We start from the raw sequence: 15,125 nt of genomic DNA on the forward strand, positions 1-15,125 counted from the left end.
ATGAGGGACTGGGCCGTCGCACGCCGTCAACGCACGCGGCATCTGATCGAATTGGGCGGCCTTGTCGTCAAGGCGGGACTGGTCGATCTGACCGACGATGACCGCGCTACGCTTTACGGCGCGTTCCTCACGGTCGCCGACAGATTGCGCGGCGACGAACGCGCCAACGCACTTGCCGTCTGGAAGCGCAAAGGCAAGCGGGCGTTCGAGGCGGAACAGGACGGCGGTTAGCGCGACACCGACAAGCGCACATTGCTGTCCGGTTCTGCCTGATACTCGACCATCGGTGCCATGGGTGGGCTGCTCTTGTCGCAATAGCGCACGGTGATGAAGTCTTCTCGGATCGCAGGACACAGGCCGGAGCCATAGAGAATGTCCGCCAGCGCGTCGAAGGTCGTCGCCTTGGCGCGATAGGCACCGGTCCACCGCACGGTCCAAATGTCTTCATTGGCCTTGACCCGGTATCCCGCCCTTTGCGCAACGTGCATGACCGCGCCCAGCACCGTGTCCGCGCGCACGTCGAAGTCCAGCACGGCGGACAGGTCGGCGGGTTCGGAACGGACGGCTTGCGCGGACTTTAAACGCCATAGCGTTGTCTCCGCGCCAGCCATGAAGAAGCACAAGCAGACAATCGCCAAGGGCAGATGGTCAACCCAGCCCATGAACCTGTCGGAGCGCCAGAACCGGTGAACGGGAACGAGCTGATTCCATCGGCCTTGTAGCGGGGCGACACGTCGCACGATCCGCCATGTCCTTTGCAGCATATTGGCGCGGCGCACAGGTCGGGAAAGCGCTATCGCTGTCGTCGGCGCTGGCGGTGGTGGAATCATCGGTGCTGGCAGGCTCACGGTAAGTGAAGTCTGATGATCTGCGCAGGCGGACGCTGCCCGTTTCTGCAATATCTCCACCCGCGCGAACGCCCATGACAGTTCCTCGCCCGAAATGCTGTAGGATCGCCCATAGCGGGCTTCGACATAGGCGCGGCGAATACAGCCGAATGCGCGGCGCTCGAACTGGCTATTGCGCGGCCATGCCGAACACAAGCGCGGGTCTAGCGTTTCCGCCGCTTCGCGCAGTTCATCCAACGCATGGGTGCGCGGCGCGTGCAGGCTGATCGACCGCAAGACGGACAGATAGAAATGCTCGCACGCCTGATGCAGCAGCAGCGCCGCCATCGGCGCATCGCCCCGGTCCCGATAGAAAGCCGCGCCAGCCAGAAATCGGGTTCCGCGTTTATGCCACCGGATAAACTCCGCTACACCCCGAATAACCCGTTCCCGCGCCGGAAGGCGGTGCGGCTCTTGCAGGCGGAAGCCCTGCATCTGGTAGAGCGCGATACCCTGCTCGGCGATGGTGACGAAATGCGGGACGCCTTCGACAAGAGCGCCGTTGACCCGCTCAAGGCTTTCGACCGTCAGCCGCACCGGGCGGGTAATGTCGCCATGCTCCCATGCGCGCCGCAGCCGGTCACGCACCAGTCGCCAGTCGTGTTCGCTGCGGGCAAGCCGGGAATAGTTGACGATCGCCAGCAGCCGGAACGCTTCCCCCGGCGCGACCTCTTTCCAATCCTTCTCGGCGTGGGGACCATGCAGAATCAAGGTGAGGATGCGGCCCGCCCGGAAATGTTCGGAGCAACGGCCTTTGGTTGTTTCCTCGAATGCCTCGAACAGGATCATGGTGACGTGAAGAAGCTCGTCCTGGATATGCAGGGGCAGATGGTCGGCGTCGGTACGCAGCATCATGACCGCGCCTCCTGTGGGCGACGCTGGCAACCCTTCGGGCGCGGGTGGCCGGTCACGTCATGCACGCGATCTACCAAGGTACGGACAAGGGGCGTGATCGTGGCAGGGATGAAGCCGCCCGTGCGGGGCCGGTCTTCCTCCCAATCATGATAATAATAGCCCCATTTCCAATAGGGCGAGAGAACCCCAGCCAGCCGCGCCATGTCGGGGCAATCATGACCAAAGCCGCACGCCTTGGCGTAGGCCAGCGCCTTGGCGATGTCTTGCTTGATGTGGTGGGCGTTCCACGTATCGGCAAAGCCCACGTCCAGCAGGTAGGCGCACAGGGCCTGCTGGGTCACGAAACCGGCCTGATGCAGCGCTTCCTTTGCATGTCGCGGCTCGATGAGGAAATCTGCTTCCAGCGTGGTCATCCACCGTTCCGCATTGTGATAACGGAAGCGGCTTATGCTCCGGCCTTCTTTCGTCCGAACAAGTGTCGCGGGTTCGTCTTCATGCCGCAGGTGGAGCGATGCCAGGGTCTTGGCACAAGGCGAGGCGATGGCTGACGCGGCAACCGGAGCGATAGTTAATCCGCGCAGCAGGGCGCGGCGGGATTTGGAGACAAGCATATGCACCTCCGTTCCGCATCCATCGCAGGGAAGCGAGATATGACGGGCGGATACGGAACGGTCCCGGCACTCCCACATGATTCGCGATGCCGGTTGCGCAAAAGCCCTTTAAGAATGGACCTTGCGGCATATACGCCATCGTTTACTCAATAAACGATGGCGTATATTCAAATAAACGGTGGCGTCAATAGGTTTGATTTGGAAATTGAGTTTCTACCCGATAGCGACGAGTTGATGGGACGCCCGCCACTTGGAATGAAGCCGACGACGGTCAGGCTAAGTACCGACACGATCCGTCGTATCGAGGCGCTTGTAGGCAACCGCAGGCTCGCCTTGTTCATCCGCGAGGCGGTTGAGAACGAATTGCAGCGCCGCGAGAATCCGGAAGCGTCCACGGGTCTGGGCAACCTCTGAACGAAAGCACTTCGGCGGCAGTTGTCGGACGTCTGGCCAATCCGACGGTTATTGCCTGGAACTCCGCGAGACAGCTTAGCCACGCGGCACCGATTGTCATGGTATCAACGCAAGAATGCGCCACTAGTGGCCGATTTCGGAATGTCGGCTCACCGGAGGGTAAGAAGGCATAGCCGCCGGTCCTCTCTGGGGCAGGCGACACGATCGTAGGCGGCAATAGCTGCCTGTCGCCCATTGGCCAAGGTGCGACCTCTGTCCCTATCGATTCAATCATGCCAACGTCAGCCCAACGATCCAAGCGTGACCGCGCGTTCGATCCTGCTATGGCCGAGGCGGGCAGTGTTCAATCATGGCGTGGCCCAAGTAGGAGAAGATGCATGCTTTTTCACACGATGGTGGGGTCGAACGACATCGACCGGGCGAAGCGCTTTTACGACACGGTGCTCGGCACCCTCGGAGTTGGGGAGGCGACGATCAACGTGGCCGACAGTGGCCACACGCGCCTGATCTACAACAGTGGAAATGGGGCCAATTTCATTGTCACCCAGCCCATCAATGACGAACCGGCATCCGTCGCGAATGGCAGCACCGTTGCTTTTTCATGCGATTCGCCAGAACAGGTGAAGCAGTTTCATGATGTTGCAGTCGCCAATGGTGGCACGTCGATCGAGGTAGCGCCCGGTCCTCGCGAAACAGCGTCTATGGGTACGATCGTACTCGCGTACTTCCGCGATCCAGATGGAAACAAGCTATGCGGCATCCACTTCCCCAAATAACCCTGCTTTGCATCGTTTAGCCTGAGTCAGCTGCCCGCCAATGCTTTGGTGGGGCAGCTGGGCGCTCTCTTCCCGTTCCATTTTTCGTCCGAAGGTGGATAATCCGTTCACTGCAAGGCCGTAGCGATTTAGGCGGGCGATATGCCCTCAATGGGTGGAAGGCGGACTGTCCGGTTTTTGGAAGCGGTTGCCGATTAGCAGACGTTCCGCTGGCCGATCACATCGTGCTCCGCTGTAGCGCGTCAATTACGCCATTATCCTTGTCGACCAAAAACACGAGATTAATGTCAGTTATTCCGGCAGGTTCAAAGGCCAGATAGTATCGGGTCTCGGACACCTTTCTTGCATCCACCATTTGAATGGAATGGTGAGGCCCGAAATAAGGGTGCGCGGCCCAGCATTGTTGGACATTCGCAACAATCGCATCAGGAATTTGATCGTCGGAAAACGCTGGTAGTCGATAATATTCACCGGCAAAGGGCCGGTATCCGTCAGCCAAATACGAACATTTTTTGCCTTCGGCATGATCCCGCAATGTCCAGCCAGCAGCCGCACCTAAACAAGCCACCGCTATCGCTGCAATGGGGATAATAGGCTTCATGCTGGGTTGATATAGCACCATTGAAAAATCGAAAAGCTCAATCGCGGATCAGGGTGGTTAGGGGACGGTCAGGTTTGCGCTGATACAGGCGAATAGCGGATGCTATTTCAAATTCGCAACGGTAGATAGGAACGCTTGCCGCTTCGCCTGTTTCTTTAAGCGCCGCCAACGCAGAATAAATCCCACCACGCCAAATGGAACGCACCATAATAATGCGATGCCCATGTGCGCAAATATCTCATGCGCTCGGTCAGGATTGTCATTTACCTCAATTCCGTCTGCGAGAATCGCTAAGGCGGACATGACAATCCACAGCACGAAGAAAACTCGTTCATGGATCGCAGACGGGACTGATTGGTGGGACGGATAACGCTGCATCAGGTCATGGTGCCATCGACCCAGAATGTCCGCAATCGAGAACGGTTGAACGCGGTTCCACCGGCGAACAATGGTCGTTTCAGTTCGTCCGTTTCAGCCATCGGTCAAGAAGTCCACGCTTTCGAATTATCTCGCCAGCCCCCCACACAGGGGTGTGGTGATCGGGATCGAGAAAGCCTTGAACCTTGATGAGAATTGCGCCGCCAGCCTGTCGTTTCCAATCGGCATCCCAAGTGACTGCCATGTAGCGCCCGTCGGCCTCTGGCCTGACATAGGTCCACCCTACTGGAACGCGCCTTGCTAAATCTTCCCATGCGAACCCAGCAACCTCATAAAGGACGTCGCTGACTCTCGCTTCTAATTCATCCCGTTCGGCGTCTGTGGGAGCGTCCATGAACCCTGCTTATCCTAGCCGATGAATGTCTGCTATCCGGCGAGTGAAATTGCTTCATCAATGACAATAAATGGTCGGTCGCTGCCCACCTTTCCCCTTTCTGGTAGAAATCTGCAATGGATGCTGCCAGATCTTCTCCAGAAGGGGCGAACGAAATGAATTTACGCGCATTTTTTCTGGCTCCAGTGCCAGCAGCAATCATTGGTGGCATTGTATCTTGGGCAACCGGCGGCTTTCCGCGCCCAATACCAGTGGCAATCTTCTATCTGTTTCTGTTGTATGGAACTCAGATTATCCTTGGGCTGATCATCCGTGCTTTCCTCTTACGAACCAACCGCCGCTCTCCAATACAATTTGGAATGGGCGGATTGTTCATGACCGGCGTTCCGTCAGCCTTGTATCTCGTTTGGGCGACGACCAAACATCCCGCATCCTCCGCGAACGCTCTGTTTGTATTCGCGCTGTGGTCAGTGCTCGGTGCCATGACAGGCTTGTGCTACTGGTTTCTAGCCCAGCGGCACCATGGAAAGCCTATCTGAACGTCTGCAAACCGGAACTCGTTTTCGGGGTCAGAGCGGCAATAAATGGTCGGCGGCAGCCTGTCCGGTTCTCACGCACCAATATGAAGCGGTTTTTTGCCGTTCTGGACGGGATCGGGTGGGGAGCGGACCGTCCGGTTTCGATACGGTGACTGTGGTTAGCTGCCGGGCGGTTTGATTTGAACCCAGATGGTAGGCACATCATATTTCGCCGCCCAATTCTGCGCGGCAGCCAAGGCAGCTTCCAACGAGCCATCATTTTCAGCAAGGGAGACATATCCCACCCAATCGCCGTTGGCTTTAAATGAACCGCCCGTGCCAAAGAACTGACGATCGTCCGATTCCTCAATTATTAGCCAACGCATATCGTCGCCATGATCCGGCATTGCCTCACCAGGCAAAAGATAGACGATATTGACCATGAAGCGATCCTGCTTAGCTTGGCGAATGACTGCAAGCGGGAAACCCGACTGAATTGTTCAAGGTCAAAAAATGGTCGATTTTGCGGGCGGCGACGGATTAACTGTTAGCGAACCATACGAACATGCCAACTGAGGCGATGACCCAAGCAGCCACACCAACTCCTAGGCCGCCAAGGACGCCAACGGCAGCATTCCAGCGGCGAGTTAGGAAAATGGCACTTCCGAACGCCAAAAAGAATATCATCAATACAATTGCCACGGTCGCCATAGCAAAAGGTATTGCAGCGCCGGACAATGTCCGCAATCAGGAATGACGCTCAACCGATCCAATGACAATATCTGGTCGGTTCGCCCCGGTCTGCTTTCCTGCCCAAATCCGGACAGGCCGGTCATCGGAAGGCCACAGCGCTGCGGATATCTGCGCCGCCCGCGATGGGTGGGGAGCGGAAGGGCAGGTTTGACGCAAAAAACCTATTTAGCTGCCATGCGGCAATCCACATTGTCTTTTGAACCCCCTCCAAACCGCATTCGCAACGCGACGGTTGCTCGCTTCCATGAAGACCGAACTAAAATTAGCGTCGCCGTCAAAGTAGGCCATCAGGACAGGTGGCGAGCGTTTCGTGTCTGGTGCGGCACGGAGCATCAACCGGATCAGTCCACCCTCGGGGTTGCGTCCCGTCTCGCTAACGACATCGCCAAATTGACTCAGCACACGAGCCGCGCATCTCGTTGTAAATCCGATGGGACGGTTCGAGAACCCCTGCCATTCAGGCACCGGCCGATTGGCATTGAGCAACAGCATAATTATCAATGTGACGGCTGACCGACCGAGGAAGCGTTGGCTCATGCCGCCATTGTCATCCAGAATGCAGATGCACACAACGTCCGCTTTCGGGGAGCGCCGAATCATCTTCGTTCGTCCAAAAATTGGCCGATTTCGGAATGTCGGCTTACCGGCGGGTAAGCGGGGATAGCCGCCAGTCCTCTTTGAGGGCAGGGGACACGATCGTGGGCAGAAATAGCTGCCTGTCGCCCATCGACCAGAGTTTGCCGTAGAATAGGCGATGCGCTCCGTCTTAAAGCTGAAATTGACGCATGAGGGAATGCAGGCACTTTCGCCCAAAATTGCGGGGGCAAGAATGATAAAAGGCTGGCTACTTCTGATGGGTTTTGCGTTCCTTGGCGGGTGCGGCTCTTCATCCATAAAGGCACAGGCTGGATCACTAACCCAAGATCAAGCAGATGCCATCTCCGCCAAGTGCGGTGCGTCAAAGGAAATGTTGGCAGTCAGAAATGGCGAACTCACCCTTGCACAGGCGCAAAATTTTGAAGTCACGAATTGCATGATGAAAAGCCTTGATAAGGCTGGGATAACTAACTTTGCTGGCTTAACGGGCAACGAAATGTACCAAGCGCCGGACAAATAACCTTAAATTTCATAGTTTGGCTGAACGAAAAACCGACATGCTGCCGTCGACCATTTCTTGCCAGTCGTCCCGTATGCCGTAATTCTTGATTGCCGACGTTCTGTGCATAGTTCAAATTCAGAGAATGGCCGATCTGTCTAAATCTGAGCGCATGGAACTGCGGCGAGCGTTGGGAAACCGAGTTGTTCATGAGCCATATGTGCCTCCTCGGCATCGTGGCCCGGAATGCCTTTGGCCACATGCTTGCTTCGAATGCCGGAAGTCATGGAAGCTGGCAGAGGAAGCGAGCGCCATATGCCCGGAATGCAGGGCTAACCTCCATTGGATGGGGCGTGCATTTAAGGTGCCTCGAAAATCAGACGTTGAGCAATGGGCCAAGGTCCAAGCCCTCTGGAACGCGGGATTTCGCTTTATAAATCATGCGCGATGGCGAGATATCGAGGCTATGCCAGAGCGGCTAAGCGACGTTGAGGATTTCATTCTGCGCAATCCCCAGCATCCCTTCCGAGTCAGCGGGTAACGTCTGCTATCGGTGAATTTTTCCGAAAACCAGACTGTCCCCTAACCACCCATCCCGGCGATTTGGGCGGGTCAAAGGCGTGGCGAGTCACGCCGATGCTGCCGGTCCGGTTCATATCCGCATGAAATCCAACGCGATAACGGCGGTGACGGGTGGGGAGCGGACGGTCAGCTTTACGGCCAAATCTACTCAAAGCGGACCTCATTTTGAGAAAGATGGCTGTTTCCACATGCCGGGATCGGCCGATATATATGCGGGGCGCACGCGCTTAACTAACCGGTCTATTTCGACGTTGTATGGCCTTCGTGCATTTCCGTATCCATTGAACGATTGCTCTGCTCGATACATTTCATGACTACCCGTGAGGAGTATTCTTATTTTTTCTCCTTTTTTCTGAAGCGCAATATCGCAAGAGCTGAGAAAGATGACGAACACGAAGTCGTCTTTCTTATGTGGTCCCTTCCATGAATTTAAGACCCTCAATACTGCCATTGGTGTGAGGCCATCTTTCCACGCGGAGCCAACGACCATCGGCGAAAGCACTTCAGCGTCGATTACCGAATCACTTTGGGAAAATGCGATTTGGGCGGCATGTTTGATTTTCGCAGGGGATGTTTCGTTATGAGGGAAGGAGCATGCGTACGCTGGCAAGCTGGCGAGAAATAAGACGGGCAAAAGTGACGAAAAAGACAAAGCCGATCGAAGGGGAATGGTATTAAGTTTCATCTGCGAATGATGTGGCAAGATACAGGTTGCAGCAAGACCCGATAACGCATGTCAGCTTTAGCGATGCCCGCAGAAGCATTTTGGTGGCAGCCTCTGGTCGATTGCACCCTGTCCGCTTTCCTTTCCGAAACCGGACAGGCCGTTAAATCGGAGGGCGCTGCGCTTCGCAGAGCAGCAGCACCCGCGATGGGTGGGAAGGCGACGGTCAGCTTTGGAGGTGATGATCGACCATAGCCGACGCTGCGTGGTTAAAAATCATTTGGCCGACATGCCACTTGTGCCCAGACCAAGATTTAGGGCTGGGACCGAATACGCCGGAAATCTGAGGTTTCCCGAATGAGCGTCGGGAGGCTTGTATTAGGCTTTCGTAGTAACTGAGCCAAGATGTTGGCCTATTTTGACCATTGATAGTGACTCGAACCGGATGGAGAAAGGAAGCTCAGGCGGGTGACATGCCAAGGACGATCTTAGAGGTAGCACCGCACTGATGACAGGTAACATCGTCCCGCCGTCTCACATCACTATGCCAGATTTGCAACCGATTGCCGCAGCCATCATTTTGGCATTTCGCGTATGTAAGCTGCGGATTGATGAGAACGGCATTCTTGCCATCTTTCATCACGTCATACGTCGCGGCACATTCAAAGCACTCCACGACGTTGCTATATGCGCTCGCTACAGGCTGCATTGAAAATGCGTTCATCCTCCGCCTTATGTTCGACGAACACCCCTCTCTCATGCATTGAAAATCGTAAGGGATTGCTAGAGAGAATGACCAATTTTCGATCGCAAGAACGCTATCTATCTCTTCAAGTATAGCTCGACATTTCGCTACCTGCTTATCAAGATTTATGATTTTGCCGCTGCGTAGCTGGCCGATGGTTGGGGTATGAAGGAAATTGCCAAGGGCATGATAATTTCCTTGCAATGACTTCATGCTCAACGCTTTGTCTTCGCCGAGTAGCACCCAGACCTTTTCATCGTCAGCGGCATCGACTTCAACCATAAGTCTGCGAGTGTAGGCTACGCCGGGGTCGATGCACGCGACCGTTTCCAAGACCTTGGGAGCCTGCCATTCATTAAGTCGGCGAGGTGGAATGTCATCTATATAATCTTGTAACCGCCCATAAGCTATTGCTTCAATGGCCATCCTTAACTCGACTGCAACATATGCGACAGAAGCAGCGGGAACGGTTAGTAGGTCGGCGGCTCGCTTGGCATGATGTCTTGCCATACCCCTGTAATCGATTATTGCCACCATGATATTCGCCTTGCTGCCGTGGTCAGGATGTCCAATCGTTACGACTGGACAAATGCTAGAGATTTTCCGGGAGGCAATCAAACAGTCCTGAGCGCGGTTTGACACCGTTCCAGAATCGCCAAACGAGCGCTTGGGAGCTTTTGTGGTTGGGGCAAAACGTCCTCTTCCCGCCAGATTTAGCCGTTCCACCTTCGACTTGCCCCCGAATGAGTGACTGGTTTCAGGGATGCTTATGGCACGAGCAAACTGCAAAAAATGGTCGCTAACGGATCGTCCGACGTTTCAGATAGGCCGACTGAGTTGCAGCTTCATCCAGTGTGTAAAAATGATCTGGAGCATCATCAATCGGCTCGTAATCACCATAGCCAAGGCGTGCATTGCGGGCTTGCATCGCTTCTCGCCAAGACGACGCCCATATCTCAAACACACGTCGTGCCCCCGGATTTAGGGTCGGTCGAATTTCGTCAGCTCGCTCTTGCACAACTGCGAATTCGCCCCCTTGGTCGTTTTCCCAATACTCATGAAGCAACGCAGGCATCTTTCCAGCATATAGGGGCCGATGAATGTCTGCAATCGGGGACAGCAGCAGCAGCATGGAACGACAAAAAATGGTCGGCGGCCGACCGGCAGCTTTTCCCTCGCCAGATGGGGCGGTGGAATCTGACCGAATGACCGCTTCCGAGAGATGAAAATGAGCCGCTGAACGGCGACAAATGGCGCAAACTAGCCATCCCAAAACCGCCCACCCCGGCCAGTTGTTACGTTAATACCCCCTCTGGACATTCGATTTTAATGAGGAGATCAGGTTCAAAAGGGGCACAATATATTTACAAACGTGTCTCGATCTCCTGACCTAACGTAACAACGTAACAGGCCCGCCAACCCATGCCCCGCGAACGCCCCATCACCCTGAAAGGCATGCTGCTGCTCGCCGGCCGCCAGCTGATCCTACAGACGCCAGACGGCGGACAGTGGCTGCTGCTGGCCCTGGGCCGCCATGACCGTCTGCTGGGCCGAAGGGTGCGCGTCGAGGGTGTCCGGCAGGGCCACGACGTGGTGGCCGTGGACAGGACACTCCCGCGTGACGCTGACCCCAGATCAGGTGCCCTGGGGCGCTGCGTCCATGCTGCTGCGTCAACACGGCGAGCGCGCTGCCTCTGTTGCCGCCGCGCGTGTCGAGGAGTTGGAGCGGGTAGGCAACGCAGGCGGTGTCGCGATGTGGAAGAAGATCGCGAGCTGCCTGACCAAACTGTCGCGGCCTGACTGCCTGTCCTAAAGTACGGTGGTCGCCTTTCCACGTCGTCCATGCTATGCGCGCCCTGCATCAAGCAATCCAAGCCAATCAAAAATCTCTTTCCCTAAATAGAGAGACAGGTCGCATGTCCACAGAATCTTTAGCGCAAGAAACGCTTATCAACCTGACCGCCGACATTGTGTCGGCGCACGTGTTCAATAACTCCGTTAGCGTGAGCGACGTTGCCGGACTGATTGCCAACGTCCACTCTGCCCTGTCCGGTCTGGCCGCCCCCAAGGTGCAGGAGGCGCCCAAGCAGGAGCCTGCCGTCTCCGTTCGCGCGTCGATCAAGCCGGACCATCTGGTCTGCCTGGAAGACGGGAAGAAGATGAAAATGCTCAAGCGCCACCTGATGACGGCCTACGGCATGACCCCGGCCGACTATCGGGCCAAGTGGGACCTGCCGTCGGACTATCCTATGGTAGCCCCCAACTACGCCGCCCAGCGCAAGGAGTTGGCGCTCAAGATCGGCTTGGGCCGCAAACGTGCCGATTCCGTCACTGCTGAGCCAGCGGCAGAGCCTGCCGCCAAGGCACCCGCTAAGCGGGGTCGCAAGCCCAAAGTGGCTGAGCCTGAGCTCGCCTAATCGGCGGAAACCTTGTCTTTACCGTGGGGCGGCATAGTGCCGCCCCATGTCGTTCAGGAAACCCCTCCGCGCCGTCCCTATTCGGGAGGGTGCCCACTACGCAGCCCAGCGGCGCAAGCGTCGGCGGGAGCGCAACGCCCTCCAGCTGTTGATTGGCGCTGTGCTGGCGGCGGCCGTTGGCCTTGGCTCACAGCTGCTCCCCAGCGACCGCGACGATAGCGCGGGGCAGCGGGCATCCGACATGGCGGCGGTGGCAGACACAGTACCGTATGTGCCGCAGCCGCTCATGTCAGCCGTAGAACTAGACGCTCAGCAGCCCAGCGCCGCCAACGCACGCGCCTCCGTTGCGCCCCGCGCAATAGCGCCTGTGGCCGCAAGCGGTGGATGGTCATACCGCAACTGTCGAGAAGCGAGGGCCGCTGGCGCTGCGCCGCTATACGCCGGGCAGCCGGGCTACGGGCAGCACATGGACGGCGACGGCGACGGTATAGCCTGCGAGCCTTACGTCGGGCCACGCTGACGTGAGGCCACATGTCCGTCTGCCACAGTCGGGCGGCTTTCTCCCATAGCTGGTGTGTTAGACGATATCGCAGGGGTGGCAAGAGGATCGCAAAGGTTGGTTGATAATGCGGCCTGACGTGGCCCACTTGAACATATCCCCCGCGCCGATACTGTGGGGCGCAAGGGGAAATCGCGATGGCGCGAAAGGCCGACGGCAATGGAGGGTGTGGGCTGATTGCCCTATGTCTGGTGGTCATGTTCGCCGTGGGAAAGTGCGGCGGGTCGGCGGACAGTCCGCCGGGAGCCCAATCCCCCGTGTCGCGGATCGGCCAGGACACGGCGGCTGTTGCCACCACCACCATGTACGTCACCACCGCGACGCTTAACTGCCGGGCCGATCCAAAGCCGGGCGCGTCAGTGATAGAGAAGTTAGCGCGCGGCGACGCGGTGTCGGCTGGCGAGACGAGTGACGCGTGGGTCAGCCTTGACCGCGTAGGCCAAGACTGTTGGGTCGCCCAGCACTTTCTGTCCGAAAACCAGCCGGAACCCGAGCCCGCGCCAGCAACGCGGCCAACCCGGCTCTACTCGCCGTCATCAGAAAGCTTGGGCGCGCTGTCGTCCGGCCGAAGCGGTAGCAGTGGCGGCAGTAGCTGCGGATCAAAACGGACGTGCGGCGAGATGAATAGCTGCGCCGAGGCTTATCACTATCTGAACGATTGTGGCCTGGGGCGGCTGGACCGGGACGGCGACGGGATTCCGTGCGAGAGTATTTGCTAAAAAGAAATAGTCAGCCCTTTGCGACGAGTTAAGAGTGTTTGGAAATTTATGCTGGTAGTCGGGGCTGCTACAAAGAGGGGGATTCGAGATGCCGCGCGTAGCTGAAGCAGAATGCGCAACTTGCCATCATATCCGTCCGAAAACAGAGATGCGCATGGTTACGGTACGCCGGAAATCAACCAGCTCTTACAGGACCAGTATAGGGCTATCAAAGAACAGGGGCCATAGTGTTGGAACCCGAGACACATATCGGCATGATCGCGTGTTCGTCTGTGCAGATTGCCGCGCACCACGTTCGGACGGCGGTTTTGGTTTCTTCTTTCCTGCAGTCATTGCTGCATCCGTTGTCGGCTATCTAGCCTATCCAGCTGCGGTTGGAACAAGGGCGGTGGACGCAGTAGCTTCGTCATCGTTATCGCCGCTGACGAACGAGACTACTGAAGGTCAAATCGATCAGGTTGTGACGAGCCAAGAGCCCGAACCAGCCTATGCTGCCGAATCCAGCGGCCAGAAGGCAGAAGCGTCGCAATCCCCGCCCGACGAGCCCGGCAGTTTGCAGGGACAGTCGAATGCCAGAAGCAATTTCAACTTCAATCTGGTCGAGATAGCCGACGCAGAGCGGCGATCGCTAGAGGTTGAAGAGCCGGTCCGTTGGTCAGTAGCCGGGCTGAGCGGGTACAGCATAGCAAGTACCGCCACGGTAGCAAATGGCATCGCGTGCCGTAACGTTTATTCCGTGGAGGATGCGTCGTCTGCGACATCGCCCACCAAGCGGTATTGTCGGGCAGAGGACAGTTCCTGGGTGGCTGCAACCCAGATATGATGCCATAAAGTAATCCGGTCTGTCAGTCCGCAATATGCGTCAGCCGCGCCTCGAACCGCACCCCTGGCACCTGCTTTGACGTGCCGCGCATCCGCAGCGCGCCGTCGTCGGCCCTCCCCGCTATCTCTACGACCACGTTGTTGAACCCTATCACGCTTACTACCCCCGGAATGGGACGATGCTGCGTCACACTGACCTGCATGGTCAGCACTTCCCGGTCCTCCTCGTAGGTGCCGACATAGGCGTTGCCGCTGTCGCCGCCGCGCAGCTTGCCACCCTCCTGCAGGACCAGGACACCAAAGTCGGTGCCGTAGGCGGAGGTGAAGGCTATCTTGTACAGGCCGGTGGGTAGGGACATTCTCTGGCTCCTGCTGTCGGACAGCTGGGCCGGAAGGGCTGGGCGTTTGGCGGCCGGGTCCGGTCCGGCTGGGGATGTGGAGGAGTCGATAGCGGGATGGGGTGGCGGGGACCAGTGATGGCGGGGACTGGCCGAAACTGGCTTTTTCGATTGGCGAATGTGCGCCATATTCCGCCATTGAGCACTGCCTTTCCGCTTCCTAAAAGCAGACGCTCATTTATCCCATCAGGCTAAGCTGCGACTAATTCAGCGATCTTAGTGGCAACCATTGCCATTGACTCTTCGGAGGTGCTCAGCCCAGCCCGAGATGCGAGCAAGAGGCTGACCTTTTCAAGCTCCTCATAGGTCGTCCCATGCACCACTGGAACAAGGCGCTCCCGGCGCAGTAGAGCCGATAGCTCCTTGTCAGCAACACCCTCTGACGGAAGCCGGCGTAGCATCGCGGGTGTCACGAGCACGATCCCAACACGAGAGTTCACCAAGCCCTTGTCGATCGCCCGCATCATCGGCACGCCAAGGCCGAGGTCCTTCTCGCTAAACCACACCCGAACGCCGCGCGCCTCAAGCAGGTCATGAAGGTCTTTTGCTGCCCCCTGACGATCATCCCAAGCGTGGCACAGGAAAACGTCTCGAAGGTCAGGTTGCGCAACGGCGAGACTTTCGACCTCTTCTCGAACCGGGGTTAGCGCCCGTACCTCTTCGGGGGTATACCACACTCCGGACCCGGACGGGGACCAACGCGGCTTTGAGCTGCGCCGCCCGGTGCCACCGGATGAAGAGGGGGATGGGGTAGGGCTATAGCCTCCGTAGCCGCTGTAACCGCCGTATCCACCATAACCTCTCGACCGACCACCACAGGCAGGACAATCGGCTGCCGCTGCCGCTGAACGGTGCCCTCTAGTCGGTGCAGTACATCTTGCCATACGAATTTGCCCCCTTCTTGTTGATATACGTCCGCGCTGAGGTGGTTACTTA

At 57.4% G+C, this 15,125-nt stretch carries 20 protein-coding genes and 1 pseudogene; 12 read left to right on the forward strand and 9 right to left on the reverse strand.

What is annotated here, in order from left to right:
* Nucleotides 1–231 carry a conjugal transfer protein TraD gene (locus ASE85_RS12100; RefSeq protein WP_056688288.1) on the forward strand — a complete coding sequence of 77 codons (231 nt, stop codon included), beginning with the start codon at nt 1–3 and terminating at the stop codon, nt 229–231.
* Here the strand turns inward: ASE85_RS12100 and ASE85_RS12105 are convergent.
* Nucleotides 228–1,742, reverse strand: a complete 1,515-nt coding sequence (locus ASE85_RS12105; protein WP_056688291.1) for a HEPN domain-containing protein — start codon at nt 1,740–1,742, stop codon at nt 228–230. The genes ASE85_RS12100 and ASE85_RS12105 overlap by 4 nt on opposite strands.
* A complete protein-coding gene (locus ASE85_RS12110) occupies nt 1,739–2,155 on the reverse strand; it encodes a hypothetical protein (protein ID WP_235523506.1) in 417 nt (138 codons plus the stop codon). Before ASE85_RS12110 ends, ASE85_RS12105 begins: the two co-directional genes overlap by 4 nt.
* A 354-nt stretch (nt 2,156–2,509) precedes the next feature.
* On the opposite strand from ASE85_RS12110, the gene ASE85_RS12115 reads away from it, so the two are divergent.
* Nucleotides 2,510–2,767, forward strand: a complete 258-nt coding sequence (locus ASE85_RS12115; RefSeq protein ID WP_082462776.1) for a hypothetical protein — start codon at nt 2,510–2,512, stop codon at nt 2,765–2,767.
* Between the two features lie 377 nt (nt 2,768–3,144).
* Nucleotides 3,145–3,543, forward strand: a complete 399-nt coding sequence (locus tag ASE85_RS12120) for a VOC family protein (protein WP_056688298.1) — start codon at nt 3,145–3,147, stop codon at nt 3,541–3,543.
* Between the two features lie 217 nt (nt 3,544–3,760).
* Here the strand turns inward: ASE85_RS12120 and ASE85_RS22995 are convergent, their stop codons facing one another.
* Nucleotides 3,761–4,144, reverse strand: coding sequence for a hypothetical protein (locus tag ASE85_RS22995; protein ID WP_156358296.1), 384 nt, complete (start codon nt 4,142–4,144; stop codon nt 3,761–3,763).
* An 888-nt stretch (nt 4,145–5,032) separates the two neighbouring features.
* On the opposite strand from ASE85_RS22995, the gene ASE85_RS12130 reads away from it, so the two are divergent.
* Complete coding sequence (locus ASE85_RS12130; RefSeq protein ID WP_162237447.1) at nt 5,033–5,455, forward strand: hypothetical protein; 423 nt, start codon at nt 5,033–5,035, stop codon at nt 5,453–5,455.
* A gap of 158 nt (nt 5,456–5,613) precedes the next feature.
* On the opposite strand, the gene ASE85_RS12135 is transcribed toward ASE85_RS12130, so the two are convergent.
* Nucleotides 5,614–5,877 carry a hypothetical protein gene (locus ASE85_RS12135; protein ID WP_056688306.1) on the reverse strand — a complete coding sequence of 88 codons (264 nt, stop codon included), beginning with the start codon at nt 5,875–5,877 and terminating at the stop codon, nt 5,614–5,616.
* A gap of 475 nt (nt 5,878–6,352) precedes the next feature.
* The gene (locus ASE85_RS12140; protein WP_162237448.1) at nt 6,353–6,724 is read right to left on the reverse strand and encodes a hypothetical protein; all 372 of its coding nucleotides are present in this window, start codon (nt 6,722–6,724) and stop codon (nt 6,353–6,355) included.
* Between the two features lie 217 nt (nt 6,725–6,941).
* On the opposite strand from ASE85_RS12140, the gene ASE85_RS12145 reads away from it, so the two are divergent.
* Nucleotides 6,942–7,304: a hypothetical protein gene (locus ASE85_RS12145; protein ID WP_056688312.1), complete on the forward strand. Its 363-nt coding sequence runs from the start codon at nt 6,942–6,944 to the stop codon at nt 7,302–7,304.
* 721 nt (nt 7,305–8,025) lie between these two features.
* Here ASE85_RS12145 and ASE85_RS23005 read toward each other — a convergent pair.
* Complete coding sequence (locus ASE85_RS23005; RefSeq protein WP_156358300.1) at nt 8,026–8,550, reverse strand: hypothetical protein; 525 nt, start codon at nt 8,548–8,550, stop codon at nt 8,026–8,028.
* Nucleotides 8,551–8,989: 439 nt separating this feature from the next.
* The gene (locus tag ASE85_RS12150) at nt 8,990–9,811 is read right to left on the reverse strand and encodes a hypothetical protein (RefSeq protein ID WP_056688315.1); all 822 of its coding nucleotides are present in this window, start codon (nt 9,809–9,811) and stop codon (nt 8,990–8,992) included.
* A gap of 210 nt (nt 9,812–10,021) precedes the next feature.
* On the opposite strand from ASE85_RS12150, the gene ASE85_RS23010 reads away from it, so the two are divergent.
* The 7 genes and pseudogenes from ASE85_RS23010 to ASE85_RS23020 all read left to right on the forward strand — a co-directional run bounded on the left by ASE85_RS23010 (nt 10,022) and on the right by ASE85_RS23020 (nt 13,792).
* Nucleotides 10,022–10,483 carry a hypothetical protein gene (locus ASE85_RS23010; protein WP_156358301.1) on the forward strand — a complete coding sequence of 154 codons (462 nt, stop codon included), beginning with the start codon at nt 10,022–10,024 and terminating at the stop codon, nt 10,481–10,483.
* Nucleotides 10,484–10,729: 246 nt separating this feature from the next.
* Nucleotides 10,730–10,870, forward strand: a pseudogene (locus ASE85_RS23920) (DUF5818 domain-containing protein); the annotation flags it as partial.
* A gap of 22 nt (nt 10,871–10,892) precedes the next feature.
* Complete coding sequence (locus ASE85_RS23015; protein ID WP_156358302.1) at nt 10,893–11,087, forward strand: DUF6961 family protein; 195 nt, start codon at nt 10,893–10,895, stop codon at nt 11,085–11,087.
* A 103-nt stretch (nt 11,088–11,190) separates the two neighbouring features.
* The gene (locus ASE85_RS12155; RefSeq protein ID WP_056688319.1) at nt 11,191–11,691 is read left to right on the forward strand and encodes a MucR family transcriptional regulator; all 501 of its coding nucleotides are present in this window, start codon (nt 11,191–11,193) and stop codon (nt 11,689–11,691) included.
* A 286-nt stretch (nt 11,692–11,977) separates the two neighbouring features.
* Nucleotides 11,978–12,211 (forward strand): excalibur calcium-binding domain-containing protein, encoded by a 234-nt coding sequence (locus ASE85_RS12160; protein WP_056688753.1) that lies wholly within the window; start codon nt 11,978–11,980, stop codon nt 12,209–12,211.
* Between the two features lie 341 nt (nt 12,212–12,552).
* On the forward strand, nt 12,553–12,969 hold the full coding sequence (locus ASE85_RS24405) for an excalibur calcium-binding domain-containing protein (protein ID WP_443018523.1): 417 nt from the start codon (nt 12,553–12,555) through the stop codon (nt 12,967–12,969).
* 262 nt (nt 12,970–13,231) lie between these two features.
* The gene (locus ASE85_RS23020) at nt 13,232–13,792 is read left to right on the forward strand and encodes a hypothetical protein (protein WP_156358303.1); all 561 of its coding nucleotides are present in this window, start codon (nt 13,232–13,234) and stop codon (nt 13,790–13,792) included.
* Between the two features lie 22 nt (nt 13,793–13,814).
* Here ASE85_RS23020 and ASE85_RS12170 read toward each other — a convergent pair whose 3' ends face one another.
* Nucleotides 13,815–14,150: a GrlR family regulatory protein gene (locus ASE85_RS12170; RefSeq protein WP_056688324.1), complete on the reverse strand. Its 336-nt coding sequence runs from the start codon at nt 14,148–14,150 to the stop codon at nt 13,815–13,817.
* Between the two features lie 230 nt (nt 14,151–14,380).
* Nucleotides 14,381–14,866 (reverse strand): toll/interleukin-1 receptor domain-containing protein, encoded by a 486-nt coding sequence (locus tag ASE85_RS12175; protein WP_235523507.1) that lies wholly within the window; start codon nt 14,864–14,866, stop codon nt 14,381–14,383.
* Between the last annotated feature and the right edge of the window lie 259 nt (nt 14,867–15,125).

Origin of the sequence: Sphingobium sp. Leaf26, from assembly GCF_001421665.1 — a bacterium.
Taxonomy (GTDB): domain Bacteria; phylum Pseudomonadota; class Alphaproteobacteria; order Sphingomonadales; family Sphingomonadaceae; genus Sphingobium.